At 57.3% G+C, this 24,834-nt stretch carries 16 protein-coding genes; 7 read left to right on the top strand and 9 right to left on the bottom strand.

Features of this window, described 5'->3' with window-relative positions; genetic code table 11:
* Nucleotides 1–33: 33 nt before the first annotated feature.
* From ACPOL_RS25985 to ACPOL_RS25950, 7 genes are all read right to left on the bottom strand, one after another.
* Nucleotides 34–642: a hypothetical protein gene (locus tag ACPOL_RS25985; RefSeq protein ID WP_150133137.1), complete on the bottom strand. Its 609-nt coding sequence runs from the start codon at nt 640–642 to the stop codon at nt 34–36.
* A gap of 195 nt (nt 643–837) precedes the next feature.
* Entirely contained in the window at nt 838–1,767 is a 930-nt protein-coding gene (locus ACPOL_RS25975; RefSeq protein WP_114209626.1) for a type IV pilus biogenesis protein PilM, read from the bottom strand.
* A gap of 88 nt (nt 1,768–1,855) precedes the next feature.
* On the bottom strand, nt 1,856–3,487 hold the full coding sequence (locus ACPOL_RS25970; RefSeq protein ID WP_114209625.1) for a GspE/PulE family protein: 1,632 nt from the start codon (nt 3,485–3,487) through the stop codon (nt 1,856–1,858).
* Between the two features lie 46 nt (nt 3,488–3,533).
* The gene (locus ACPOL_RS25965) at nt 3,534–4,733 is read right to left on the bottom strand and encodes a type II secretion system F family protein (RefSeq protein ID WP_114209624.1); all 1,200 of its coding nucleotides are present in this window, start codon (nt 4,731–4,733) and stop codon (nt 3,534–3,536) included.
* Nucleotides 4,734–4,927: 194 nt separating this feature from the next.
* Nucleotides 4,928–6,076 (bottom strand): WD40/YVTN/BNR-like repeat-containing protein, encoded by a 1,149-nt coding sequence (locus tag ACPOL_RS25960; protein ID WP_201758959.1) that lies wholly within the window; start codon nt 6,074–6,076, stop codon nt 4,928–4,930.
* Nucleotides 6,077–6,172: 96 nt separating this feature from the next.
* Nucleotides 6,173–8,815, bottom strand: coding sequence for an ABC transporter permease (locus ACPOL_RS25955; RefSeq protein WP_114209623.1), 2,643 nt, complete (start codon nt 8,813–8,815; stop codon nt 6,173–6,175).
* A 9-nt stretch (nt 8,816–8,824) separates the two neighbouring features.
* Nucleotides 8,825–9,151 carry a PadR family transcriptional regulator gene (locus ACPOL_RS25950; RefSeq protein WP_114209622.1) on the bottom strand — a complete coding sequence of 109 codons (327 nt, stop codon included), beginning with the start codon at nt 9,149–9,151 and terminating at the stop codon, nt 8,825–8,827.
* Between the two features lie 210 nt (nt 9,152–9,361).
* Here ACPOL_RS25950 and ACPOL_RS25945 point away from each other — a divergent pair, with 210 nt between their 5' ends.
* Both ACPOL_RS25945 and ACPOL_RS25940 read left to right on the top strand, forming a co-directional pair.
* Complete coding sequence (locus tag ACPOL_RS25945) at nt 9,362–10,336, top strand: NAD(P)-dependent alcohol dehydrogenase (protein WP_114209621.1); 975 nt, start codon at nt 9,362–9,364, stop codon at nt 10,334–10,336.
* A 71-nt stretch (nt 10,337–10,407) separates the two neighbouring features.
* The gene (locus ACPOL_RS25940; protein WP_114209620.1) at nt 10,408–10,761 is read left to right on the top strand and encodes a DUF6632 domain-containing protein; all 354 of its coding nucleotides are present in this window, start codon (nt 10,408–10,410) and stop codon (nt 10,759–10,761) included.
* Between the two features lie 61 nt (nt 10,762–10,822).
* Here the strand turns inward: ACPOL_RS25940 and ACPOL_RS25935 are convergent, their stop codons facing one another.
* Together ACPOL_RS25935 and ACPOL_RS25930 are read right to left on the bottom strand one after the other, a co-directional pair.
* A complete protein-coding gene (locus ACPOL_RS25935; protein ID WP_114209619.1) occupies nt 10,823–12,367 on the bottom strand; it encodes a glycoside hydrolase family 1 protein in 1,545 nt (514 codons plus the stop codon).
* A gap of 106 nt (nt 12,368–12,473) precedes the next feature.
* On the bottom strand, nt 12,474–12,980 hold the full coding sequence (locus ACPOL_RS25930; protein ID WP_114209618.1) for a GlcG/HbpS family heme-binding protein: 507 nt from the start codon (nt 12,978–12,980) through the stop codon (nt 12,474–12,476).
* Nucleotides 12,981–13,290: 310 nt separating this feature from the next.
* On the opposite strand from ACPOL_RS25930, the gene ACPOL_RS25925 reads away from it, so the two are divergent.
* From ACPOL_RS25925 to ACPOL_RS25905, 5 genes are all read left to right on the top strand, one after another.
* Entirely contained in the window at nt 13,291–14,301 is a 1,011-nt protein-coding gene (locus ACPOL_RS25925) for a hypothetical protein (protein ID WP_114209617.1), read from the top strand.
* Between the two features lie 239 nt (nt 14,302–14,540).
* On the top strand, nt 14,541–18,008 hold the full coding sequence (locus ACPOL_RS25920; RefSeq protein ID WP_161557575.1) for a glycosyl hydrolase: 3,468 nt from the start codon (nt 14,541–14,543) through the stop codon (nt 18,006–18,008).
* A 249-nt stretch (nt 18,009–18,257) separates the two neighbouring features.
* Nucleotides 18,258–21,851, top strand: coding sequence for a TonB-dependent receptor (locus tag ACPOL_RS25915; protein WP_114209615.1), 3,594 nt, complete (start codon nt 18,258–18,260; stop codon nt 21,849–21,851).
* A gap of 68 nt (nt 21,852–21,919) precedes the next feature.
* Nucleotides 21,920–23,119, top strand: a complete 1,200-nt coding sequence (locus ACPOL_RS25910) for a tetratricopeptide repeat protein (protein WP_114209614.1) — start codon at nt 21,920–21,922, stop codon at nt 23,117–23,119.
* Nucleotides 23,120–23,274: 155 nt separating this feature from the next.
* Nucleotides 23,275–24,810 (top strand): glycosyl hydrolase family 39, encoded by a 1,536-nt coding sequence (locus tag ACPOL_RS25905; protein WP_236657042.1) that lies wholly within the window; start codon nt 23,275–23,277, stop codon nt 24,808–24,810.
* The last annotated feature ends 24 nt before the right edge of the window (nt 24,811–24,834 follow it).

Genomic DNA, 24,834 nt, shown 5'->3' with positions numbered 1-24,834 from the left:
ACGCGATCTACAACCAGCCAGCAACCGATGGTGTCAGTTCGCCGAAGCGCCCGCCACTCCAGCGAGAATACCCACCGGCTCCGGGCCGGTGATCTCATAGCACCGCTGAATGTCCTCGATGGCGCCCTTGAGGAGCGCATGGCCGGTACGGATCGCTGCGGAACTGGAACCGAGGTCTTTACCAATCGCGTTATAGCTTTCGCCGCCGAGATCACTGACGACACGGCGTAATTCCTGAAAGACTAAAACTCCGCGTTGATCATAGACAAAAGCAAATACTTCCATATCTCGGTCGATGACGCCGGTGGAGGGCTGAAGCGCGCCGGTCTCCCCTGAACTAACGCCAAAGCTCCATCCCGCGCCGGGGCGAACCGTCGGATGGACGCCGCTCAAGCCCGCCCGGGACGCGGAGAAGACAATCAGAAAGTTTCCTTTCCCCGATTGAGGCTGCTGGGAAAAGCAGACGCCAGGATAGTTCCTTCGGTGCTGACTGACCCAGCGGGTCACAAAATCGGGGGTCAGCGGGAGTACCAGCCCCTTTTCAGCGATGGCGAAAGAGACGTTCCTGTCGCAGGCGCGTGCTGAATGGCAAAGGCTCGTAAACAACAGAATTAATAAGGCGGCTATGGAGAATCGCTTCATCGGGAGACCTCGCCAGGAGCAGTTGGGCGTCGCTACAAGGATGGTACGCACCCCCACAGACAATGAATGCAACTGCATCGCCACTCACTGCTTTCTTTCTGAGTGGTTTCCCATCTTGGGCGGGGGAGAGGAGGACAGTCTCCAAACTGAGTCGCCGTCAGCGGCTGGCGCCTCGGAGTGAGGCGCGATCCTGTGTCAGTTGGCGAGCGCGCCAGTGACGCCAGCCAAAATCCCGACCGGTACCGGGCTGGTGGCTCCAGCTTCCGGAGGTTCGACCAGATCCCGCACCCTCACGTAGGTGCTCCCAGAATCGGGTTGATTCAGGATGATGTCAAATGCGGCAGCTCCACCAGGACCGACATAGAAGAGCGACTCCAAGGGTGTATTGAGCGAGTCTTCGAAGTAGGCGATAGCGACGGAAACCGCCTGCTGGATATCCGGTATATCGTTGCCGGCGTTCTCGGGAAGCTCGAGGGTCCGGTGCAGCAGGACTTCATTGTGCCGGGTAATGGCGGTGGTGATGCAAGCGGAGTTCTGGTTGATGACCAAAGCGTCTGTCTCGTCGGCGATCGCAGCGATCGCGCACAACGTACTGGGCAGGACGGCGCCAGGTTCATAGCCCGCCTCGCGGACGACGCCTTCATACTCGGCCAAGACCGGTTGCGGCGTGACCGCTACCAGCGCGCGCACCTGCTCGGCTTGCCGGGTCATGACCTGATAGCTAATCGCTGCATCGTCGACCTCAAACGGCAGCAGCTTGCGGAGGCGGAAGCGGATGATCGGCAGAGCCTCCGCAAGCTTTTCGGGAAGGGAATCGAAATCAAGCAGCAGGACGCGTACGGCGGCGTCCGGGATGACCAGCGTGAGTTTGCGGTCACGTTCGACGACCTGGTCAAGGGCTTGTTTGAGTGCGGCGACGATGCGGGCCGGGTGAGGGAAGTTGTGTGCGGTCAAGGAGGGAACGACCGAGCCTGGCAGCAGCGGCGCAAAGGCGGTGATCGCGGCTGCGTCGAGCGCATTCTCCTGGCGAGCGGCGATGACACCGGCCAGGGTGATCTCGCAGGCGAGGCGCGGACGCAGGGTCACGGTCGAGTGTTGCGGAAAAATCCGGAGGCGCTTTGGCATTTGTCGATCTATCTGTTTCGATCTGTCTATCGTCTATTATCCATCTGTTCATCTGTCTATCAATGCGTCGTTATTTGTCGCGGTCGCATTAGCGGTTCGCTTCGATGAAGGTGACCTTGTTGATCTCGCGGAGCGAGGTGAGACCGCGTTTGACGCGATCGATGGCGGATTCGCGAAGGAACTGCATGCCCTCGGCCTTGGCGAGACGGCGAACTTCGGAGGCTGGCTTCTTTTCGAGGATGATTTCGCGGATCGGGTCGGTGAGGTCGAGCAGCTCGTGAATGGCGGTACGGCCACGGAACCCGGTGCCTCCGCACTCAATGCACCCGGCGCCTTCGCGGAATTCAAAGTCACGCCACTCGTCCACGTGGAGACCGCTCTGGATCAGCAGCTCTTCGCTGTGTTTGACCGGTCTCGCGCAAAAGTCGCAGGTGAGACGGACGAGACGCTGGGCGAGGATGCAGTTCAACGCAGAGACAAAGTTGTAAACTTCGACGCCCATGTTGAGGAAGCGTCCGAGCACATCGACCACGTTGTTGGCGTGGACGGTGGTGAAGACCAAGTGACCGGTGAGCGCCGAGTTAATGGCGATCTGGGCGGTCTCCTGGTCGCGGATTTCGCCGACCAGGATCTTGTCGGGATCGTGACGGAGGATCGAGCGTAAGCCGCGGGCGAAGGTGAGGCCTTTCTTTTCATTGACCGGAATCTGGGTGATGCCGCGGATCTGGTATTCGACCGGGTCCTCAATGGTGATGATTTTGTCTTCATCGGACTTGATCTCGTTGAGCGCGGCGTAGAGGGTCGTCGTCTTACCGGAGCCAGTCGGTCCGGTAACCAGCACCATGCCATAAGGCTCGCGAATGTAGCGGCGAAAGCGGTAGAGATCGTCTTCGCCGAAACCGACTACGTCGAGGGTGAGCTTCGAGAACTTTTCACTCATCGACTCCTTATCGAGCACACGGAGAACGGCGTTCTCGCCATGCACGGTCGGCATGATCGAGACGCGGAAGTCGATGAGGCGGCCCTTGTAGCGGACGCGAAAGCGGCCGTCCTGGGGGACGCGGCGTTCGGCGATATCGAGCTCGCTCATGACCTTAATTCGGGAGAGGATAGTCTGATGATGTTCGCGGGCTATCGGCGCCATCGCCGCCTGGAGCACACCGTCGATGCGGTACTTCACGTGCAGGCTGTCGTCGTAGGTCTCGATGTGAATATCGGAGGCGCGCCGTTCGAGAGCCGTGAAGATGGTCGTATCGACCAGCCGGATGATCGGGCTGATGTCTTCTTCGGAGGTCAGCTTCTCGATCGAAATATTCTCGTCAGAATTCTCATCGGAAGGGATGACGTCAAAGGTCAAGCCCTCAGTCGCCTCATCGAGGACACGCTGCGATTGCTCGGTTTTCTTGAGCAGGTCGGTGATCTGGGTGAGGGTGGCGACCTTGGTGATGATCCTCTGGCCGAGCAGCCCCGAGATCTCGTCGAGGATCATCAGGCGGCTGGGGTCGGCGACGGCGATCACGAGGCGGTCGTCCATCTGCTCGAGCGGCACGAAATTGTAGCGGAACATGAGATCGACCGGCACGGCGCGGACAACTTCATGCTGGATCTTGTAGTGCTTCAGATCGATGAATTCGCAGCGATAGCGGCGCGCCAAGGATTGGGCGTTGGCGGTTTCATCGTATTCGGAGGCTAAGGGTAGAACTGCTATTTCGGTTGCCATGGCTTAGTGTAGACCTCTCATTCGGAGGGTGCTTCGTCCGAATCAATTAGTGCCCCTGCATCGCTCCAGCTTGCCCTAACGAGAAAATGGGCAGGTACAGCGCAATCAGGATAATCACCACAACGATGCCCATCACGATGAGGATCGCCGGCTCAATCAGCGCGAGCGATGCGGTCAGCGCGTTTTGCACGTCTTCTTCAAAAAACTCCGCCACCGAGTTCAACATCTGGGGCAACGCGCCGGTCGATTCGCCGACTTCGATCATTTCCGTAGAGAGTTCCGGGAAAATCTTGGTTTGCTTAAGGCTGAGCGCCAGCCCTTTACCTTCTCGAACCCGCCCGACTGATGTAAAGACGGCCTTGGCGATGCTTTTGCTCGAAATGGATTTTGCCGCGGTTTCGAGCGAAGGAACCAGCGGCAGGCCGCCAGTCAACAGGGTGGATAGAGTCCGGGCAAAGAGGGCGACCTGATATTTCAGCCAGATGGTGCCGAAGATCGGCATTCTGACGCGGATCGCGTCGATACGCGAAGAGCCGGCCTCCGTCTTGCTCCAGCGCAGGACGAGATAGACAATGGCGAGGACAGCTGGGATCACGTAGAGGGCGTACTTCTGGGCGCCCGTACCGAGCGCAAGCAGAGCCAGGGTGATGCCAGGCAGTTTGGTGCCGACGGAGTCGTAGAGCTTGGCAAACTGCGGCACAACGAACGTAATCAGGAAGATGAAGAGCAGCCCTACCATGCTCAGCAGGAGCGCTGGATAGACCAGCGAGGCCTGCAGCTTCTTGCGAAAGCTGAGTGAGATCCTTTGGAAGGAAAGGAAGCGGCTGAGGACCTCTTCGAGGTTGCCGGAGCGTTCGCCGGCCAGCAGCGTGGTGGTGTAGATGAGCGGAAATCCACCCTGGGCCTCGAAGGCGGCGGAGATCGACTCGCCGGTCCGCACCCGCTGGGCGACGTTCTGCAGTTGCGCGGCGAAGGCCGGATTTTTCTGCTGCTTGGCCAACATGTCGAGCGAGCCGAGAATCGGCAGTCCGGCGCGGACTAGGGTCAGAAACTGCTCGTTAAAGATGATGAAGGTCTCGAGCTTGGCTTTTTTGCGCTTGGTCGAGAAACCGCGCGGCTTCACCGAATAGACGTAATAGCCGGCGGTCGTGAACTTTGAACGCAATTCTTCGGCCGAGGAGGCGGACTGGGTCTGCTCCTGGATATGACCACGTTCGTCGGCGAGTTTGATTACGAATTCTGCCATTGGTTTAGTTTGGAAATCACATCCCACTTTGAGATGTGGGCATCCGCTTTTCTCTGATCTTGAAGCTCTTTGAAGTGGCGCGGCTTCGGAGGCCGAGGGAACTACCCGAACTAAGCTTAGGCCCTCCTACTTGCTCCTAACACCGGCGCGGCTGAAGCCATGCCCCTTCAATGAACTAGTGCGCTCCGAGACGCTCACTTATTAGCTACTCCTGCTGACTTCAACGATACCAGTTTGGCGATCCTGCCTTCGGGGCCGACGACCCAGGGGAGGCTGAGAGCATTCCAGTTGCCGGTATCGAGCGACTGCCAGGTCTTCCCGTCATCGTAAGAAACATCGGAGCCGTTAATTCCGGCGGCGATCCAGGCCTTCTCCGCCTCGTCCCAGGCGAGGGCAGACCGGTATCCATGGGGCGGGATGCTGGCTGCCGTCCAAGTCTTGTCGCCGTCGTGCCAGAACGCTGCCGTCTGCTGTTCTTCGTTGGGCTTCTTGTAATTTCCGCCTACCACGACCGCCCCCCAGACTCCGGTTTCTCCGTACCGCACACCAACGGCGAAGACGCCTTCCGTCACGCTTTCCCCGACAAGGGGGACAGCGGTCCGGTCGAACTCCCAGTGCTTCAGGCACTCCTCCGGATGCTCGTGTGCCATGCCCATGCCGCAATCGATGCCTCCACTGTAGACGTAAGCGCCCCCCGGACCGCTCGTGCCGAACCACGGCGCGTTCACCGGACCGAGAATCGGTCCAGCCAGGGCAAGGGAGGAGTTGCTCGCCGCGAATCCGCCGCTGTTGGCTGTGGCAGGCTTGAGGTCGCCGGAGTCAATGCGGCTCCACGCGGCTCCTCCATTGGAGGTGAAGGCGACGAAATATCGCCCATCTACAGGATCGCCAAAGAGGAAGCCGTGCTCCCGGTCGGAAAACGCCATGGCATCCCAAAATCCATCCTTGTCTGGATTGGTATAAAGCAGCGTCCAGCTGGAGCATCCATTAGTAGTCTTATAAAGCCGCGAGAGATCGCCGAATCCTGACGACATGACTACCGCCGTGTTCGCGTCCCATGCCCAGATGCCGCGAAAGTCGAGCTTTTCAGCTCCAGGTGGCATGGCGCAGGATTGCCACATGTATCCGCCGTCTTCGGTGCGGAGGATCGTGCCATTTGTGCCGCTCGCCCACGCGACTCCGCCACCGGCAGCGTGGATGCCGCGGAGGCTGGCTTTGGTGGTGGAGTTCTGGAGTTCCCAGGGAGACGTTGGGGAAGTTGTTGGTGGTTGCGCGACAGCTGCGTTTACGAAGAGAACAAATGCGAGGAAAAGTTGTAGGGTCCGTTCCGCAGCCGGCTTCATGTTGAGATTGTAGATGGGAGTAGCAAATCTCCACCCTCAGCCCTTTAGTGGCTAAGGCGATCTGAAGCCGGTCGCAGTAGCAAGAGCGATTCTTGCTTAGTTTTCGCGCATAAGCGAGATGGGTTCCACGGACAAGGCGCGCTGCGCCGGCACCCAGGTAGCCAATACGCCGAGTATCGCCATGATCATGACGACTCCTGCTAAGACGAGCGGATCGCGCGCCGTTGCCTGATCGACGACGTAGGCGAGGACTCGGCCGGCAAGAATCCCGAGCACCAGTCCGGCCGCGGAGCCGATTGAGAGCAATTTGATGGAGCGACCCAGAGCTGCCTGAAGGACCTCTCGTCGTTGCGCGCCGAGGGCCATGCGTATGCCGAGTTCGCGCAAACGCTTGCTCACGGAGTAGGCGGCCATGCCGAAGATTCCAATCATCGAAAGCATCGCGCCCATGAGGCCGAGCACGATGAGCGAGATGGTGGCCATCCTCGGCCCAAAGAGTAGCGCATCCAGACCGCTGTACCGGGTTTGAATTTCGACCGGCAGCCCCGAATCGAGTTTAAGCAAGGTGGACCGTATGGACGGCCCCAACTGTATTGGATCGCGTTTGGAGTGCACGACGAGGTAGGTCTGACTGCTTGGAACTTGCAGAATGGGGAGGAACATTGCCGGCGCAGGGTCTTCGGTGAGACTGGCATATTTGCCATCCTGCACGAGGCCAACGATTTGAATGCGGGTCCCATCGGAGGTCTTGTAGTACCGGCCAAGCGCCTGGGGGGCCGAACCGAAGAGTCTGCGAGCGAACTCGCGGTTAACGATTGCCACCCGCGGAGCGTTCTTGTCGTCGTGGGCGGAAAAGGCCCTGCCGGACAACAAGGGTGTACCGGCGGCATCGAAATAATCGGATGAGACCTTAAAGACATATGGATCGGCAGCAGCGTTCGATGACCGAAGATCGGCTGTCGTGTCGGCAAAGACATTTGCGTCGATCGAGCCATCGCCGAGTGGCACTGTATCCGCAAGCCCCACCGACTCCACCCCTGGAATTCCCTTTACCGCCTCGATAATGCGCTTCTGCATTGCGGGAACCCGGTCGCCGGTGTAATTGGCCATACTCAGATCGGTATCCAGCATCATCCGGTTCTCGGTCTCAAAGCCGAAGTCGCTATGCAAGGAACGCGCCAACCCGCGCACCGCAGCCATCGAGGAAGTGACAAGCAGAGCGCAGACGGCAATCTGCACCACCAGCAGAATGTCTCGTATATTGAAGCGCCGAGGGGACGCGCCGGTCCCTGCATGACCGGATTTGACGATTTCGTAGGGGTTAGTCCGCAGAACCTGTCGGATGGGAACGGCGCCAAATAGAAACCCGCTCACCAAAGTCAGCAGCAATGCAGCCGCATATACATTGGCATCTGGATTCACCGTCAGATGGATGGGCCATCGGGAAAAAGGCTGCCACGCGCTGAGCTCGTGCAACAGCACGATACTGCCACCAAGACCGGCAGCGCCTCCGAGAAGGGAGATCAAGACGGCTTCGGTAAAGAGAGCACGCAAGATCCGCTTACGGCTTGACCCAAGCGCGAGCCGCAGAGCGACCTCACGGGTACGGTCGGCAGCACGCGCAGCGAAGAGGCTGCCCAGGTTGGCGCACGCCGCTAACAGAGTGAGGCCGGCGAGCAACATCAATCCGGTCATGAAGGCCTTTACGGGCCGGCCAATGTAGTCGCCGTAAAGGTTGGGTAGTCCAAGCGTGAAGGTAAACTTGCCATGCTCTTTCGGATAGGTCTTTTCCAGATACAAGCCAACTGAATTCAAATCGGTCACTGCCTGTGTCTGAGTGACTCCAGGCTTCAGGTGCCCGATGGTCATAAAGACCGTGGTTTTTCCGCGGGCGGTGAGGTTATTCACGCCTTGCACCTCCTGCAGATTTACCAGCGGTACGAAGAAGTCGGGATTGAAGAATAAAAGAGTTCCATGGAAACCGGCAGGAGCGACGCCAAGGATCGTGAATGGATGTTTGTTCACGAGGACGACTCGGCCAACAATTTTTGGATCCGCTTGAAAATGGCTTTGCCAGTAAGCATAGGCAAGCACGATGTAAGGAGCGCTGTTGAGGCCCTGCTCATCGGACGAGTGGAAGAATTGGCCAATCGATGGCAGGATACCGAGAGCGTCGAAGTAATTCCCACTGGTCTCGTAGATCCAGGCGCGGGATGGCTCTTTGCCGGTGTCCAGGCCGGCCTGAGCGACGTTATACGCAGCCAGGCTCTCGAAGCTGCGGTTGCGGTCGCGCAGATCGAGATAGTCAAGGTAGGACAAGCCCGCATCCCCTTGATGGAAGAGAGCATAGAGGCTCTCCGCATGAGGCACATTCAAGGGACGCAGGAGAAACGCATTCAGTACGCTGAAGACCACTGCATTGGCCCCGATCGCCAGAGCGAGTGTAACAACGGCGGTAATCGCAAACCAGGGCGAGCGGCGCAGCTGGCGCACCGCGTAACGAACATCGAACCACAGACTGTCGAGGCTCAGCGCCATCTCCGTTGATGCGACGCTCTCTCGGGTCGAGGTTGCATTGCCGAAGCGCAATAGCGCGTCGCGTCGAGCCTCGGCAGCGGACATTCCCGAGGCGATGTTATCGTCGATGCGCATGGCGATGTGGGACTCCAGCTCGAGGTCGATGTCGTGCTCGACACGGGCCCGAGAAAAGAGATTGGCAATGCGGCGAACAAGCGACATCGGACCACCTCACGCGAACTGCATTATGGCGCGAATACCCTTTACCAGCTGCTCAAAACTTGCTTCGGCTTCCTGTAATTGTTTCCGCCCGGCGGCCGTGAGCTTGTAATACTTGGCCTTGCGGTTAGTCTCTGTTAGCGCCCATTCGGAGCTGATCCATTTGCTCTGCTCCATCCGATGAAGGGCAGGGTAGAGCGAGCCCTCTTCAACACGGAGCAGTTCATCGGAGGCGCGCTGGATGTGCAGAACAATCCCATAGCCGTGCAGCTTTCCTGTCTGCGAGAGCGTCTTCAGCACGAGAAGGTCGAGACTCCCTTGAAAATCGTTTCTAGCCATTTGTATCCCTGTACTTCTTGGTATAGGGAAGAGTAGGCCTAGAAGTAGAGGTATGTCAAGAAAGCATAGCGAATCGCCCGCTACATGGCTGGGGTAGACGTTTCGAAGGGCGACCACTCAGCGCGCCGGTCACGCTCAGCCAGCAGAATTATCACCAGCAACCGGTTGTGCGTGCTATGGTTTTTCGCATGATGGGACGAGGTATCTCCTATGAAAGCCGCCTTTTGCGATCAGTACGGGCCGCCAGATGCTCTGGAGTTCAGGGAGATGCCCAAACCTGAACCCACAGACAGCCAGGTCTTGATCAGGGTACATGCGGCGTCTTTGAATGTTCTGGACTACATCATTATGCGAGGTAAACCATTTTTTGTTCGTCTGTTCTTTGGGCTGCTGAAGCCGAAGCGCGAGATCCTCGGTTCCGATTTCGCGGGTGAAGTGGAGGCGGTTGGAGGAAAGGTGACCCAGTTTCATACGGGCGACGATGTATTCGGCGCAAAAGGATTTGCCGGGTCTGCCTTTGCCGAATATGTTTGCGCGAGCGAAGAGGAACTGGCGTTGAAGCCAGCTGGGATCTCGTATGAAGACGCAGCGTGCGTACCTGTCGCCGGTCTTACTGCGTTGCAAGGTCTTCGCGACCATGGACGAATCCGGGCAGGCCAGAGGGTCCTGGTTGATGGAGCGTCGGGGGGCGTCGGCACCTTCGCCATAGAGATTGCCAAGGCGTTCGGAACGGAAGTCACGGCTGTTTGCAGCACCAGGAATTTGGCTACTGCGAGATCGATTGGCGCTGATCACGTCATTGATTACACTCGCGACGATTTCACACGCAACGGGCAGCGCTACGACCTCATCCTCGCCGCCAACGCTCGCCATTCGATCTTCGCGTACATGCGAGCTCTGGGTCGGGGCGGCGTCTTAGTCAAAGCCGGAGGGAACCCAACTTTGCAGGGGGCTTTCGAAGACCTGCTGATCGCGCCAATACTCTCCCGGATGTCGGGCAAGAAGGTATGTTCATTCATCGCCAAGCTCAAACAAAAAGACCTGATTTGTCTGGCGGGCTTTCTCGAAGACGGAAGGATTGTACCCGTCATCGATAGACGCTACTCCTTGCGGGATGCGGCAGCCGCCATCGCTTATTTAGAAGAAGGACACGCGCAGGGCAAAGTCGCCTTGTTCTTTGAATAAGTCTGCATGGCTCAACCTTAGTAGAAGGCGGCGGAAACAACCGCAATCCTACCGTACTCGGGAGAACTCTTATGAACCGGCAGCTGGCTCTGAAGATTGTTTTGGGGATCGTAGGTGTGCTCTTTTTGGCGTTAAGCTATCCGACGGCAATCTTTATCCGACAAGAGCCCGCGTTGTCGATGATGCTTTGCCTGTATGTGATCCTCGGCGTTTTTTTGCTTTTAGCGATCCGCAATCCGTGGGCGAATCGCAGCTTGATTGCTTTCACAGCCTGGTCCAGTCTCGCTCATGCTGCGTTGATGGGTACGCAGGCACTGCGCAACATGGTTGCTCGCGGAGAGCTGATTGGTGTGGCCGTGCTCGTAATCATCGGATTCGCATTCATCGCGCTCTCGCCTGGGAAAGAGACCACGTCGGCCGGTTGAAACGTCTTCGTCCTGGCGAACCGAAGACTGAGCATGGTAGAGCTAGCTCCGTCGATGGGAGTTAAGAGTCATGATCCAGTCGGTTGCTGGCCGCAAGCTTTCCATACCAGAGTCCCGAGTCCTTGACAGTCCGTTTTTGATCACGGTAGTCCACGTAAGTCAGGCCGTAGCGCTGAGTGTAACCGTCAGCCCACTCAAAGTTATCGACCAGACTCCAGGCGTGAAATGCGCGCACCTTGGCGCCGTCTGCGATCGCGCGGGCCAGCTCCGCGAGTTCGTCCCGGAAGAAGCTGATGCGTCTGGTATCGGGCACACGTCCGCCGGCCTTGTCGTAAGGGGAATCAAGGTAACCGCATCCACTTTCGGTAATCTCGATGATTGGATGGTTATACTCGCGACTAATCTGCATGACGAGGTCATAGATGCCCCGCGGCCAGACTTCGAGTCCTCCATCAGTCAATGGTCCTTCGGTGGGCATGACCGCGCCGGTTTGGGTGTCGCGATCGGCACCGCCCGCGGTGTCTGCTGTTTCGGTGGCCAGGCTGCCGCCGGCGCCCGGACGAAATGCGTCGCCGGCATCGGAGACGATGCGACGAGTGTAGTAGTGGAAGCCGATCCAGTCCAACGGGACCTTCATGATCCTGTCGTCGCCCGCGCGATATCCCATCGTCTCGTAGGGCGTCTCGCCAACAAATGCCTTCGGATATCTGCCATGGACGGCGGTTTCCAGAAAGTAGATATTGTGCATGGCATGGTAGCGCTCGGTTGCGGCGCGGTCCCGTTCACTGGCTGTCTTTGGGTAAGCTGGAGCCATGCCGTAGGCGCTGCCGACAGTTGCCTTCGAGGATGCAGCTTTCAACGCCCGGAATGCCTCACCCTGCGCTAGGTTGACGGTGTGAGCCGCCTTCAGGAAGTCTGCGTAGTTCGCGCGGCCGGGCGGGAAAATTCCGGTTCCATAGCCAAGATTGGTAAATGACCATGGCATATTGAATGGCGCCCAGACGGTGACGCGGTCGCCAAGATTCTTTGCCAGGATTCCGGCATAGTCTGCGAAATAGCCCGCAAGATCGCGGTTCGGCCAGCCACCACGATCTTCTAGAGCTTGCGACAGATCCCAGTGATAGAGAGTGCAGAAAGGCCGAATCCCGGCCTCAAGGAGCGTGTCGACGAACTTGCTGTAGTGGTCGAGTCCCTTCTGGTTAGCTGCACCGGTTCCGGTTGGCTGGATTCTCGGCCAGGAGATCGAGAAGCGATAGCTCTTCTGGTTGAGGCGCTGCAGGATAGCGATGTCCTGCGGGTATAGATGGTACTGATCGCAGGCGATGTCGCCGGTTGCGCCACCTTTTATCTTGCCAACCGTGTGAGTGAACCGATCCCAGATAGACTCGCCTTTACCATCCTCGTTCCACGCGCCTTCGACCTGGTATGACGCGGTTGCGAGCCCCCAAAGGAAGCCGTCCGGGAAATGTGAGCTGCCTGCCGACGAGGTCTGGGGTGGGTTGACGGGCTTAGGAGCGGATGGCTGCGAGAGGGAAGAGGATGCGCCTGTAAGCAGTGAGCCTCCGCCCAGTGCAAGGGAATGAGCCAGGAAACGTCTGCGATTCACGATTAGTACCTCATTCGACCTGCTTTGTCGGTGAGTAAGCGGGACATCAAAGGGGCAATATTCTAAAGTTCGAGCAGTGACTCTGGCTGTTTCAGCTCTTCTGGCTCTAGGGCTGGCGTGGAGGTGGTTGTGCATCTGACATGGATGTGAACGCTCCTGCTGCTGCCTGTGCGATGGCTACGTCGTTGTCCTTATTGAGGCCGGCGATGCCAACAGCCCCCACTACTTCCTGCTGCGCCATTAACGGCATACCACCGCGGAGCGTCATAAATCCCGCGGTGACAAAGGCAGTGCGTCCGCTATCGACATTGCTCTCCGTCTCAGCGCTCGGCCGCTGCAGCAGCGCAGAGGTGCGGGCTTTGCCTATCGCAAGATCCGGGCTGCCGTCGCGGACCCCGTCCATTTTCAGGAAGGCGACAAGCGTGCCGCTCCTGTCAACGACAGCGATGGCGCAGGGGGCGTGGAGCTTTTCTGCCGCTTGTTCGGCTGCCGCAAGGACCCGCTGAGCGCCGGCCTCGCTGATCACTCTGACCGGAAGTGTCGAATCAGCAGCCCTGGCTCGGAAGACCCCAAAAACCTGAAGTACAAGAAAGACGAAATATGCGACTTTCATCGCGCATAACCTCATGGATCGCCCCCTCGAGCGATTCTATTTCAGATCGGTTAGTCGCTCTTCCAGGTTGACACTTCTTCTCTGCGAAAAACGGTCGTGTCTGCCGTGCGGATTTCGCCTAAGACAGTCGGGTCAAAGTGATAGGCACTAATTCATTTTCCCCAGGCATCCTCACCCCGCGCTTCAAGAAGAGAGACGTCCACTCAGTAGAAAAATGCCGGGCAAATGCTGCGTTGGATTGGCCGGTGTAGATATTTGTCGATGTGCGATCCGGTTTCCGCTATGGTGAAGCCAGAAGGCGGCCAGCGACATGACGGACGCGAAGAAACCCTGGATAGCTGGAGCCATTTCGTTGGCGATGCTGCCTGGCTTCTTAGGGATACTGCTTGGCGTTCCCGCAGCCATCGGACAGAGCTCGGAACAAACCACGGCGCACCCGCCCGGCAAGACTCTCTTCGACTTCAAGGACAGTGATGTCAAATTCAGTGTGCAAACTCTAATGAACATTCTTCGGGATAACCGGCATGAAGGCTGGGTGCTGGCGGCTTATCCCGATCCTAAGACCAGCCGCCCACTGATTGGCGCAGGATTCAGTCTGGATGTGGCGGCGACCGAACATCCGCAGACGGATCCATTGAATGAGAATTTGTTTCTGGAGCCTTCGTCGGCTGAACTCTGGCAGGCGGCGGGGCTTGAGCCGGAAAGATTGCAACGGATCCTTGAGCGCTTCAACCGCGATCTCGAGAGCTGGACGAAGAAACGGTATCGCAGGAAGGTGATGCAGCACTCCCTAGCGCCCGAGTTGACGGAAGAGGAGGCGATGAGGCTTCTCCGGATTTCCGCAATCGAGGCGATCCACAACGCGAGAGCGTACTGTCGTAATTTTGACGAGTTGTCCGGACCGCAGCAACTTGCGTTGAGTCAGCTGGTTTTCCAGATGGGGGTGAACCTGGAGGGGTTTGTCGAGTTTCTGAGTGCCCTGAATGGGGACACCAGCTATCGAGATTTATCCATGCCTGACGGAGTGAGAGCAACGGACGCGGAGACCTGGAGACTGGTGCAACGTACACTCGTCGAGAGCCAGTGGGCGAGGCGGTACACGACGCGCGCCCAGACCGTGATCGCGATGTTCGATCCTGATTATGCTCGGGATCCCGGCAGGGCGATAAGGCTCGTAAATGCCATGCTTCCCCCGCCTGTCGAGAAGCACCGTCGCCGGCGCCCACCGGTGCATGCGCTTCGCGCGGGGGTGGATGGAGGTCACTCTGGCTCTCCGCCTGGCAAGAAATCCCGGATTGAGCGAAAACGACAAGTCACCTAGGTCGGTCGTCCGGACTGACGATGTAGGCCCAAAGACGAAGCGAGTCGAGCCGGAAGGTCGCCTGAACGGTGGCTTCTGCCCCTCGCAACATGCATCATTCCTCAGTCGAAACTATTTGCGGATTGACAGAGATCCTCCCGCTCCGATACAAAGGCACGTCGGTAGCTGATCGTGCGGTTCGGCTGCTTCTTGAGGGATCCTTGATGATTCGCAGCCTGTCAGGCTTGTGGAAGAGGAGGATGGCGTTCGCTTTGCTTTGCGGCGCTACTTCGCTGATGGCCCAGCAGGCGATCACATCTTCGTCTTCCACATCTTTGGAAGACAATTTCAAGACTCCCCCGGACTCCGCAAAGCCGCGGGTGTGGTGGCACTGGATGAGTGGGAACGTCACCCAGGCAGGCATTACCGCCGACCTGGAGTGGATGCACCGGGTTGGTATTGGCGGGATGCAGATGTTCGATGGCGATCTGGGCGTTCCTCATTACATGAAGCCGGTGATCTGGATGACTCCGGAATGGAAGGCGGCGATGCAACACGCGGCCGGGGAGGCCGATCGGCTGCATCTGGAGATGTCGATGGCGGCATCGGGAGGTTGGAGTGAGACGGCCGGTCCGTGGGTGAAGCCTTCGGAGGCGATGAAGAAAGCGGTGTGGAGTGAGACGGAGGTTCATGGTCCGCAGGCATTCTCGGGAAAGCTGGCGGAGCCGCCGCGGGTCAATGGTCCATTTCAGGGCTTGGTGACGACGGAGCAACCGATGGCTCCCCATCTTGGCGGCGCGCCGGCAACCTATACACCGCCGCCGGCCCCAGAGGCAGCTCCAGACCCGACTTATTATGCCGATTCCGTGGTGCTGGCTTACCGGCTGCCCGCGCGCGAAGCACCCGCTTTCGAGAAGCAGGCGAAAATCACCTCGAGCGACCCGGCCTTGAATCCAGCAGCGCTCAGCGATGGAGATTACTCGACTACCGCCGATCTCGGGAGCGATGCCGATGGGTCTGACGCCTGGATCCAGTGGGAATTTCCGCAGAACTTCACGCTGCGTTCGTTCACGCTGGGGATGGGGCTTCCACCGATCCGTGGTTTTCCTGCGCTCCCAAACGGACGGTTCTCGTCGAGCACGGATGGCGAACACTGGACAGATGTGGTCGCGCTTCCGGATACGCCGACCTGGATACGCCCGTTTTCCGTAAGGACTTTCTCGTTCGCTCCCATCACGGCCCGCTACTTCCGGGTTACGCTTCAGCAGCCAAAGCTTACTGAAGACCAGGTGAGACGCGGAATGTCGGTGCCGAAGTTGTTTCGGATAGCGGAGCTTCGGCTCTACTCTTCGCCGCGGGTGAATTTCTTTGAAGACAAGGCGAGCTTTGGCACCTTTGTGGCAACTGCGAATACGGCGACTCCAATGGTCGCGAAAGAAGATGCCATCCCGGTCCAGGATGTGGTCGACCTTACCTCGAAGATGCGAGCGGATGGGACTCTCGATTGGCAGGTCCCGGCGGGAAATTGGGTGATCCTGCGAATGGGCTATTCGCTGACGGGGAAGAAGAACCATCCGGCGACCCCGGAGGCGACTGGCTATGAAGTCGATAAGCTGAGTCGAAGTCATGTCGCCGACTACGTGAAGACCTATACCGGCATGATTTCCGGCGCGGTCTCGCCTTATTACAGCAAGAGCTTTCGCTATTTCCTGATGGATAGCTGGGAGGCCGGGCAGGAGAACTGGACGGAATCGATCCTGACTGAGTTTCGCAACCGCCGCGGTTACGATCCAATCCCGTGGCTGCCGGTACTCTGCGGGCGGATCGTGGAGAGCTCGGAGGCCAGCGACGGTTTTCTGTGGGATTACCGGCTCACTCTTTCGGAGTTATTGGCTGAGAACCACTACAAGCTCGCGAACGACTTCCTCGCGAAACAAGGCTTAGGGCTTTATGCCGAGGCCATGGGAATTTACATGCCCACGACTGGAGACGGGTTGCTGAACAAGGGTCAGGTCAGCATTCCGATGGGAGAGTTCTGGACGCCAATGCCGGACCAGCTGGACCTGCCTACTCGGGAGGCGGATGTCCGCGAGGCCAGTTCGGCGGGGCATATTTATGGAAAGCCCATCATTGCTACGGAATCTTTTACTTCGAACCCCACAACGCTAGGTTGGGCCCAGACGCCCTTCTATCTGAAACAGCTTGCCGACCAGAATTTCGCTCGCGGCGTGAACCGGATTGTCTTTCATACCTCGGACCATCAGCCGTTTGTCGATGGAAAGCACAAGCCCGGCATCACGCTGGGCTACTATGGACAGCACTATACGCGGAACATCACCTGGGCCGAACAGGCGGTGGCGTGGAATGGATATCTCGCCCGCTGCTCCTATCTCCTGCAGCAAGGCAAGCCGGTGGTGGACGTGGCGTATTTCTATGGGGAAGGTGCGCCGGTAACGGTTCCTTTCTGGAAGCACTTTTCTCCGGCGGTCCCGGTCTCGGCTTCCTATGACTACCTGAACTCCGATGTGCTGCTTCACCAGACCTCGGTATCGGGAGGGAAGCTGACGCTGAAATCGGGTATGACATATCGCGTGCTGGTTGTTCCGGACGAGATGACGGCGCTCTCGCTTCCAGTAGTCCGTCAACTGACGATGCTGGTGAAGGCTGGCGCCGTTGTCGTGGCGCCTCGGATGGCTGGTTCGCCGAGCTTATCGGATCTTCACGAAAGCGCGGAACTTCATTCTCTGGTGAATACGCTTTGGGGCGCGGAGGCGTCTGCTTCCGGCTCGCACTCGTACGGCAAGGGCAAGGTGTATTGGGGAACATCTCTCGAGCGAGTCTTTACCGAACAAGGCATTCAGCCAGACTTCACCTCGGCGGCCCCGAAGATTCTCTCGAGCTATAGCTATCCGGTACCCAACGCGACGGATGAACTGGTTTGGGCACACCGAAGAACTCCGGAAGCTAATCTCTACTTTGTCGCCAACCAGATGGTGCGGACCGAGGAAGTGGAGACGTCCTACCGCGTAGCCGGGAAGGCGCCCGAGCTTTGGTATCCGGATACCGGTAAGACGGAGCCGGTCTCGTATCGTGTCAGAGATGGACACACCCTGATCACTCTCCGCCTTTCCCCTGAAGGTTCGGTCTTTGTAATCTTCCGCTCGTCGACGAATGAGCCTGCACGAACAGTGCCGGCAACGACGGAGACGGAACTGGCAACACTGCCGGGGCCATGGAAGGTTGCGTTCCCACCTGATCTAGGTGCGCCGCCGGTACTTGAGTTGCCTTCGCTGACTTCATGGACTAGCTCGGCCGATCCGGGAGTGAAGTACTTTTCGGGAACGGCGACTTACTCTCAGGATTTCAATGTAGACCGAGACTGGTTTCCGGCGGGCTCCTCGGTGGTACTCGACCTTGGGAGAGTTCGCGAGATCGCGGAGGTATCCGTCAACGGAACGCCGGTGGGTGGGGTCCTTTGGAAGCCGCCCTTCAGAGTCAACTTATCACCCCTTTTGAAAGCAGGAGTAAACCACCTCGAGGTGAAGGTGACGAACCTCTGGCCGAACCGGCTCATCGGCGATCAACAGCCGGACGCGACAGCGCACTACACCTTCACCGACTATCAGGCGTATGAGAAAGATTCGCCGCTGACGGAGTCAGGTCTACTGGGGCCGGTTCGCCTTATCGGCGAGCGAACAACTACGCGGCAGACGGTCAGCGGCAACTAAAAAGCGATTTAGTTGATGGCATATTCGATGGCAGAGCGCGTTATTTAATGAACCCTAAAACCCAGAGTTCAATAAGGGAACATTTTATCTTGACAACTGTTTAGGCGACTTGTTAGCGTTCGCCTCCAATACAAAAGTCGTACCGAATGGGAACAGATACCCGGTGAGAGTTTGTATTTTGGGGCTCGGGAGATTTCACCCGACAAGAAATTCCCCGCGGATGCTGGAAGATTTTGGAGGGAACTAGTTATGCGGAAGTTCAGTGGTCGTTCCGTTCTGGCGTACCTGCTATTGGCTTTTGTGTTCGCCTCGGGCGCGGCATTTGGCCAGGGTGGCGCCACCGGCACTATCGTGGGCACGGTAACAGATAAGACCGGAGCGGTGGTAGCGAACGCGCGAGTCACGATCACCAATACCGGTACAGGCACTGTTCGTGTAGCCATTACCACCGGAGCGGGCGATTATACGGTGCCCGATCTACCGCCTGGTCCCTATCAAGCAAGCGCGGAAGCGCCCGGCTTCAGCACCGAGCAAGTGAATAACACCACCTTGCAAGTTGCGCAGGAAGTTCGAGTCAACTTTGTGCTGCAGGCAGGCGCAGCCAGTGAAACGGTGACCGTGACGAGCGGCGGGGTGACGCTCGACACCGACACTTCTGAGATAGCCCAGCTTGTAACTCAGAAACAGGTTGACCAGTTGCCACTCAATGGCCGCAACTTCATCAACCTGCTTTTCATCGGCGCCGGCGCAGTACAGACGACCGGAGAAATGGGGCAGATGCGCCAGGGAGAAGGGAACGCCATCAGTATCAATGGCGCGCGTCCGGAATCGAACAACTACACCCTGGATGGCATTACGAATACAGACACGGCATTGCAGACGCCGGCAGTCATTCTCTCGCAGGACGCGATTCAGGAGTTCAAGGTACAGAGCGAGACTTACTCGGCGGAGTATGGTTTTAGCGCGAATCAGGTCAATTTGATCAGCAAGAGCGGAAGCAATCAGTTTCATGGTTCTGTCTTTGAGTTCAACCGGAACGATGCTTACGACGCCAAGTCCTACTTTCAGACGACCATACCGGTGCTACGGCAGAACCAATTCGGATATGTGCTGGGTGGACCGATCTGGATTCCGAAACTTTATGACGGCAGGAACAAGAGCTTCTTCCTAGCCAACTATGAAGGATGGCGAATCGTCAATGGATCGAATAACTATGCGAACGTTCCGGATCCGAACCAATTAACGGGAAACTTTGCTGCCTCAGGACTACCGGCCTTCGGCAGCACGGCCTGCACCGCCGTATTGAGTAGTGGAAACCCTTGCCAGCCGATCGACCCTAACACAGGTCAACCATTTCCCGGGAATGTGATTCCGGCCGCACGCTTCTCGCGGCTAGCTGCAACTACTTTGGCCGGCGGGCTTTTTCCTGCGCCGAACTGCGACCCTGCCAGCGGAGCGTGTAATGGCAGCAATAACTTTCTGCTTCGGGAGAGCTTACCTAATACGACCGATCAGCAGACCTATCGCGGCGACCAGCAACTCGGCCGCTACGGTTCGGTCTTCTTCCGCTGGACACATGCGACTTACAATAACTCGAGCATCAGCAACTCGTCGTTCCCGGCAGGGAACAACCTTTTCACTGAGGAATCGACCAGCTGGGTGATCAACCATACGATCACGCTGCCACACAATTTTGTGAATAATTTCCGCTTCGGCCACTTACAGGCGAATGCCCTCCAGTTCGCCAATGCCGCACCGGCAAGCGCAGTCGCCGCGCTGGGATTGACGGGGATCTTTACTAATCTGCCTGCTTACGCTTCCGGCTGGCCCGGGGTGAGCTTTCAGAACCTCAGCGGAAGTTTCGGAAGCCCGGGTAACAATCCTACGACCAGCAACATTCCGCTCTGGGAATTCGCGGACTCGGTCACGGTCATCAGGGGCAAGCACACTATTGGTTTTGGCTTCGATTACAGGCGCTGGGTGCAGAAGCGGGATCTCTCAACAAACTTCCTAGGCAGCTACTCCTTTAACAACAACCTGGTGCTCACCAATAGCCAGACCACGGTGACAGATCCCGCGACGGGTCAGACCAGCTCGGTGCAGACGTGCTTCACGCCCTCCGGTCTATGCGGGACGGGAAATGCCGTGGCAGACTTTCTTCTGGGCTACTATGCCGGAGCGAGCACTTACCAGCCTGGTCCGTTCAGTTCCACTGGTGGCCAACCGGGGAATTTGAATCAGTATCATTTCCTTTATGTCGGTCCTTACATTCAGGACGACTGGAAGGTAACCGAGCGGCTCACGTTGAACCTCGGCTTACGCTGGGATTACCGGAATGTCCCGTATGAGCAGAACAACAAGATGTTCTGGATCGACGATCAAAACGCGGGCGGCGGTCTGTGCTTCGGCGACCAGGCGCTACTAACGGACGGCATAGCTCCGGCAGGTAATGGCTTCTACCGCTACTGTGGACGGCGGAACCCGCGCGACGGTTCGAAGACGCCATTCGCGCCTCGATTCGGCTTTGCGTATCGTCCTGAGTTCCTAGGCGGCGGCGACAAGACGGTGATCCGCGGCGGCTATGGAGTCTTCTTCGACTCATCTGAAACGCGCGAGATCGATGACTCAGGCGATCTTTATCCCTTTGTCACCCGGGCAAGTTTGAACCCGCAAATCCAGGTGCCGGCGACCGCCCCGAAGCTCACCGATAACTTATTTCCGGCGCAAAGCGCACTCCAGCCGGTAACGATCGCGAACCAAGGCAGCCAATTTATCGCGGTCATTATCTCCGACCATCCGATCAACCCGTATGTGCAGCAGTGGCAGCTCTCGGTGCAGCGCGAACTGGCCAAAAACACGACCTTGGAAGTAAGTTATGTCGGAAACAAGGGAACGCATAACCTAGATCGCATCAACATCAATCAACCATTCCAGCCGGCGGACCCAACGCTCTGCCAAGCGGATCCCACGGCTGGCGATTGCCCAGTGAAAGATAGAACGCCGTTCGCCAACTTCTCTGGCGATACGACACTAAACAGCAGTTGGTCAGGATATTCCAACTACAACGCGGGGAACGTAAAGCTGGAACATCGCGCCGCTGACCTAGCTCTAGTCGCGGTGTATACCTACGCCAAGGACATGGATGATAAGTCAGCAGCCGCCGGTGTTGGGGCAACCAACTCCTACAATGGGCACCTTGACGATCACAATCCAAAGTTGGATTATGCCCCGTCTGATTTCAATGTTGGTCAACGTTTTGTCGCGAGCTATGTATGGAACCTGCCCTTTGGTCATGGCAAGAAATATCTTGGGGGCGTGAACAAGGCAGCCGACCTGGCCGTGGGCGGATGGGAAGTTACAGGGATCGCAACATTCCAGAAGGGCTTTCCATTCTCGATTCTGGCCGCGGACACTTACAGTTTGCTCTCGGCGCCGAATCAGCGGGCCAACGTAGTTGGCAATCCGTATGGCGGTCCTCAGAAGCACCTGGCTCAGTGGTTCAATACCTCTGCCTACGCTCAACCTCTGGCGGGAGCGTTTGGCAATAGCGGGCGTAATTCTGTGACTGGACCGGGCATTGAAAACTTCGATATGGGCGCGGCGAAGAATGTCCGATTCGGGGAACGGGTCAACTTTCAATTGCGCGTGGAAGGATTTAATGTCTTCAACCACACTCAATTTGGTGTTGATCCATCGAGTCCGGGTGTGGGGCCAGGATCTATTCCGGTAGATAACAACGTCAACGATCAGGCCCAGTTCGGCAGTGCGAACACCAACTTCGGCCGGGTTGTCTCTGCCAGACCAGGGCGTGTCATTCAGCTTGGAGGGAAGTTGACATTCTAGGAACTTTGTCCGGGAGCGTTGGCGCGCACCGCTGACGCTCCCGCGACTTACGGAATAGACTGCCCTTCATGGAATTCTCTCGCAAAGTTTGGGTGGGCTTGCTGCTGGCTTCAGCATTGGGACAGAGTGTGATGTTTTCGCAGACCGCGGACGCCGGCCACTATGCCGAGCAGGGTCAAGCCGCGCTCGCTTCTGGCCATCTGGATGAAGCTCAGCGCAACTTTGAGCAACTTCGTTCTATGCAGCCGAATGTCGCCGAGGTCCACGCAATCCTAGGCCGGATCTATTACCAGGAGCGAAAGTTCAATCAGGCTGCTGTAGAGCTCAAGGCTGCTTTGAAATTGAAGCCAACTCTGCCCAAGGTGCACACGCTATTGGCAATCTCATTGTCGGAGATGAGCGATTATCGTCCAGCAATCCCCGGCCTGGAAGACTGTTTCCAGCACAGCGCGCAGGGTGCCGAGAAGCAGATGTGTGGGCTTCAATTGGAGCGGGCTTATACGGGCCTCAAGCTCGACCAGAAGGCGGTGGAAGTCGCTCTGCAGATGGACAAACTTTACCCGGACGATCCTGAGGTGCTTTACCACAGCTCCCAAATCTATGGAAATATGGCCTATCAAGCTGTACGCCGGATGAACGTGGTTGCACCGAACTCACCATGGAGGTATCTTGCCGCAGCGGAAGTGAATGAGAGCCAGGGCGCAACGGCGGCTGCGATTCAACAGTATCGCCAGGTTCTTGAGATCGATCCGCATCGCCCGGGCATCCACTATCGCATTGGCAGGACCCTCTTAGCAGAAGCGCGCCGCTCTGGTGCACAGCAGGAACAGAGCGAGGCCTTAACCGAGTTTCTCGCTGAGCTTGCTATCGACTCGACAAATGCGAATGCAGCCTATGAAGCGGGTGAGATCTATCGTAGTACCTCAGACTATCCCAACGCCGAAAAATATTTTCAGATTGCGATCGATTGTTATCCGGACTTTGATGACGCTCTCATTGGACTCGCCGCTGTATATCTGGCGGAGGAGAAGGCGCAGCCGGCGGTCGCTGCACTTCGTAAAGCCATAAGTGTCGATCCCTCAAACGAGGTTTCCTGGTATCGCCTTTCTCAGGCGGAACGATCCCTCGGCGATGCAGGAGAGCAGAGCAAAGCCATGACCGAGTTTCGCAGGCTTCATCAAGCACGACTGAGTTCACCATCCTCCGCGCTGCAGGCAGAGCAGAGCGAAGTGACCAAGCAAAAGGTCGATGAGGAGGCCGGACGCTGAAGTCGTTCATCGGTTACAGCTCCGTCTCTGTCGAATACGGCGTGACTCTGCTGCACTGAACAATCCTATTTAAAAGATCAGCGAAAGCGTTATCCCATGGAGCCATCGTGAAGAGAAATGCGGGGCAAACGAGTCGATTCGGATATCGGTATTTTATGCAAATCGCCCAACAGCGAAAACAGAATACAAGCCTACTAATGGCTCTTGCAGCAGTTTGTTTCAGCGGTGTTATTGCCAATGCTCAGACTCCAACTGCTGCCGACACGATCAGTGTTGACTGGGGTAAGACGATTTCAGTTTCCAAGTCGACGCCGACCTTGCAGGTCGTTGTGAATCCAATGCTGCGGCAGGGATCGCCTATCCACGACGGTTCTTTCCAGGCACTCAAGGATTTGGGCGCCGACTACGTGCGATACGTTCCCTGGGAACCTTATCCCAAGCTCGCTGTTGCGGAATTGGACGCCCCTACGAAGGACAAGACGTCTTGGGATTTCTCGTTGATCGATCCGATGACCAAGGACTTCCTGAACGCTACTGACGGTCACAGCACGATCATGAATTTCAGCACGATACCTGCCTGGCTTTTCAAGACAGAGAAACCGGTTGTGTATCCTGCGGATCCGGATCAGGTTTTCTGGACTTATACCCAGGGAACTGAGTTGAATGACCCTTCCGGGAAAGAGGTCGGGGACTACTTCGCTCGTCTGGTGAGTTGGTATACCAAAGGCGGATTCACGGATGAAAACGGTAAACGGCATACCTCGGGCTACCATTATAGCTTTCCTTACTGGGAGGTTCTTAACGAGGTAGACTTCGAGCACTCGACCACTCCCGAGAGCTATACGCAGCGATATGACGCAATCGTAAGTGCGATTCATGCGGTTAGCCCGGATACGAAATTCGTGGGCTTAGCGCTTGCCCAACCTTCGAACGATCCGAAATGGTTTGAATATTTTCTTGATCCGAGACACCATAAACCGGGCATTCCGCTCGACTATGTGTCCTACCATTTCTACGCAACGCCGAGTCTGGATCAAGATATCAATGACTGGCAGTACACCTTCTTCGACCAGGCAGACCGATTCCTTGCGACCACCAGGTACATTGAAGCCATTCGCAAGCGGCTCACTCCAGAAACCAAGACGGATACGGATGAGCTCGGAATTATCCTGCCTACGGACGGCCTGGAGATTGCGGCATCGAAGGCGCTTCCCAATCGGATTCCCAGCGCCTATTGGGCGGGAGCAGGAGCGCTATATGCCTACCTCTACATCGAGTTGGCGAAAATGGGCATCGACGTCATAGGAGAGTCGCAGCTAGTGGGTTATCCATCCCAATTTCCAAGTGTTTCGATGATGGATTGGACGAATGGCAAACCGAATGCGCGTTACTGGGTGTTGAAGTTAATCAAAGATAACTTACATCCTGGTGACAAGCTGGTAGAGACCAAGCTTGGGCAAGATAGCACCGACATCTCGGCGCAAGGATTTGTGACACCTTCCGGCAAGAAGCTACTGCTCATCAACAAGCTAAACCGCAGCCTCGATGTCCACTTGCCGGCTGGGACGCAGAGTGTAACGCTCGCGACGGTCGATGAGGCGAGTGGGGATGGTCCAGCCCGCACATCCAGCCAAAATGGAGATGCTCTGAAAGTGTCTCCCTTTTCTGTCACTCTCGTCAGCTGGCCATGAATCTTAGTCAGATGAAGAAACGGC

The sequence above is a fragment of the Acidisarcina polymorpha genome, assembly GCF_003330725.1.
Classification (GTDB): Bacteria; Acidobacteriota; Terriglobia; order Terriglobales; family Acidobacteriaceae; genus Acidisarcina; species Acidisarcina polymorpha.
This window is presented reverse-complemented; position numbering and strand designations above follow the sequence as displayed.

Coding starts and splice junctions, on each gene's coding strand:
- ACPOL_RS25915 (WP_114209615.1), top strand. CDS start 18,258: ATGCGGAAGTTCAGTGGTCGTTCCGTTCTGGCGTACCTGCTATTGGCT.
- ACPOL_RS25960 (WP_201758959.1), bottom strand. CDS start 6,076: ATGAAGCCGGCTGCGGAACGGACCCTACAACTTTTCCTCGCATTTGTT.
- ACPOL_RS25975 (WP_114209626.1), bottom strand. CDS start 1,767: ATGCCAAAGCGCCTCCGGATTTTTCCGCAACACTCGACCGTGACCCTG.
- ACPOL_RS25985 (WP_150133137.1), bottom strand. CDS start 642: ATGAAGCGATTCTCCATAGCCGCCTTATTAATTCTGTTGTTTACGAGC.
- ACPOL_RS25910 (WP_114209614.1), top strand. CDS start 21,920: ATGGAATTCTCTCGCAAAGTTTGGGTGGGCTTGCTGCTGGCTTCAGCA.
- ACPOL_RS25965 (WP_114209624.1), bottom strand. CDS start 4,733: ATGGCAGAATTCGTAATCAAACTCGCCGACGAACGTGGTCATATCCAG.
- ACPOL_RS25970 (WP_114209625.1), bottom strand. CDS start 3,487: ATGGCAACCGAAATAGCAGTTCTACCCTTAGCCTCCGAATACGATGAA.
- ACPOL_RS25955 (WP_114209623.1), bottom strand. CDS start 8,815: ATGTCGCTTGTTCGCCGCATTGCCAATCTCTTTTCTCGGGCCCGTGTC.
- ACPOL_RS25920 (WP_161557575.1), top strand. CDS start 14,541: ATGGCGTTCGCTTTGCTTTGCGGCGCTACTTCGCTGATGGCCCAGCAG.
- ACPOL_RS25925 (WP_114209617.1), top strand. CDS start 13,291: ATGACGGACGCGAAGAAACCCTGGATAGCTGGAGCCATTTCGTTGGCG.
- ACPOL_RS25940 (WP_114209620.1), top strand. CDS start 10,408: ATGAACCGGCAGCTGGCTCTGAAGATTGTTTTGGGGATCGTAGGTGTG.
- ACPOL_RS25945 (WP_114209621.1), top strand. CDS start 9,362: ATGAAAGCCGCCTTTTGCGATCAGTACGGGCCGCCAGATGCTCTGGAG.
- ACPOL_RS25905 (WP_236657042.1), top strand. CDS start 23,275: ATGCAAATCGCCCAACAGCGAAAACAGAATACAAGCCTACTAATGGCT.
- ACPOL_RS25930 (WP_114209618.1), bottom strand. CDS start 12,980: ATGAAAGTCGCATATTTCGTCTTTCTTGTACTTCAGGTTTTTGGGGTC.
- ACPOL_RS25950 (WP_114209622.1), bottom strand. CDS start 9,151: ATGGCTAGAAACGATTTTCAAGGGAGTCTCGACCTTCTCGTGCTGAAG.